1 protein-coding gene is annotated in these 2,135 nt (G+C 67.3%); it reads right to left on the reverse strand.

Translation table 11 applies throughout. The features are described from left to right. A partial coding sequence (locus AB0L57_RS32840) for an amino acid adenylation domain-containing protein (protein WP_364970749.1) occupies positions 1 to 2,123 on the reverse strand: 2,123 nt, incomplete at its 3' end. Positions 2,124 to 2,135 lie beyond the last annotated feature (12 nt).

Consider the following 2,135-nt stretch of genomic DNA (forward strand, 5'->3'; position numbering starts at 1 on the left):
CGCACCTCCCCCACCGACGGCGCACAACTCACCACGTAATCACGAAACTCGACGGCCAATGGCGCCAGTTCGAGCCCGGGATCTGCGTACCAGCGTGCCCATTCGGAGATCAGCACCAGAGCGCTCGACCCATCGATCACCAGGCTGTCGAAAACCACGCATATTCGGGCCTTTCCGCCCTCGCGCAGGACCCGGATATCGAAGAGTGGCCAGCGGGCGGCATCCAGGGCTCCGCCTGACATCTCGTCCCGTAGCGCCGCGGCCGCATCGTCGAAATCACCACGGGCATCGACTGTTTCGATCCGATATTCAGGCGTGTCGGACAGGACCCGCTGCATACCGTCGGCGCCGATCACCGCACGCAACATCGGATGCCGCTCGATCACCCGGTTCCACGCATGTGCCAACCGATCCACATCCAGGTCGGTCCGGTCGTATTCGAAGTACAGTTGCGCACCGATACCGCCCAGATCGAAGTCGCTCGACCTGCCCAGCCAGTACGCGACCTGAATATCGTTGAGTGCGAACGGCTCCCGTCGATGAGTGAGGTCGGGGATCAGCGTGGAGCCGTCGGCCACGCGCTGCAACTGCTCGGTCCCCGGGGTGATCTCGGCTCGGTGCTGGCCGAGACCGGCGACGGTCGGGTCGGTGAAGAACTCGCGCAGGGTGACGGTGATACCGAGATCGCGGGCGAGGCGACTCACCAGGCGGGTCGCCGACAGGGAGTCACCACCGGCACCGAAGAAATTGGTTGTGCGGTCGGGCAGGACGCCGCCGAGCAGCTCTTGCCATATCTGCCCGATCCTGGTTTCCAGCCCCGCGCGGACCGGCTCTCCCGGCGTGTCGCCGTCCCGGCCGGGGGCCGTCTCCGCTTCGGCTCGCCGCACCAAGGCGGCATGGTCGATTTTTCCGTTGCCGGTCAGCGGCGGGTGCGGCAAAGCGATCAGCGCAAGGGCCCATCCGGGGGGAATCCGGTCGGCGAGGAAACTCGAGATGTTCGCGGGCACAAGCGGTTCGACGAAAGCGACCAAGCGCGCCGTGGTCCGCTCGCCGACCGCGAGGGCTGTCACCCGCCGCACCTCGGGGTGGGCGGTGATGGCGTGCTCGATCTCACCGAGTTCCACCCGGTGCCCGCGGATCTTGACCTGACGATCGGCCCGGCCGAGGAATTCGAGAACCCCGTCGGACCGGTACCGGCCCAGATCTCCGGTCCGATACCAGCGGATACCACCGTCCTCGAAGAACGACGCGGCAGTGAGGTCGGGGGCGCCCCGATAACCGCGGGCGACCCCGGCTCCGCCGATCAACAGCTCACCCGGAACCCAATCGGGACGATCCCGGCCATTCTCGTCGACGACACGAAACTGCTGGTTACGCAGCGGCCGACCGTAGGGAATGGAAGTCCACCGCGGATCCACCGACTCGACCTCGAAGAAGTTCGACCAGATCGATGCTTCCGTGGCGCCGCCCAGGGCAACCAGACGGCAGCGGTTCGACAGCTCGGCGAGGCGGCCGGGCAGATCCAGACCCACCCAATCCCCGGACACCAGCGCCAGCCGCAGAGCAGACGGCAGCCCCGGCCCGGTCTCGGCGACCGTGAGCAGCATGTCCAGCATCGCCGGCACCGTATTCCACACCGTCACACCGTGTTCGCGCACCAGCGCCAGCCAGCGGACCGGATCTCGCCGATCCTCGTCCGCCACGATCACCGCACCACCACCGGCGCCCAGCACACCGAACAGGTCGAACACCGACAGATCGAAATCGACTGCCGCGACGGCGAGCACGCGATCCCGCGGGCCGAGGTCGTAACGATCCTGCAGATCGGCGAGCGTGTTCACCGCCTGCCCGTGTTCGATCTCGACGCCCTTCGGGACACCTGTCGAACCCGACGTGAAAATCACGTACGCAAGATCGTCACCACTACCCCGGTACACCGGTGCCCGATCATGCTGTCGCGCATCCGCAATCGCCACCACCGGCACCCCGGTGACGTCGTCCGATCCCGAGTCGCCGTGACGCGCGGTGGTGGCGAACCGCCCGGTGTCGTCGGTGAGGACAACCGCGGCACCGGCCTGCTCGACGATCGCGGCCCGCCGCCGCGGCGGCTGATCCACAGCCACCGGCACATACGC

The sequence above is a fragment of the Nocardia sp. NPDC052254 genome, from assembly GCF_040679495.1.
Taxonomy (GTDB): domain Bacteria; phylum Actinomycetota; class Actinomycetes; order Mycobacteriales; family Mycobacteriaceae; genus Nocardia.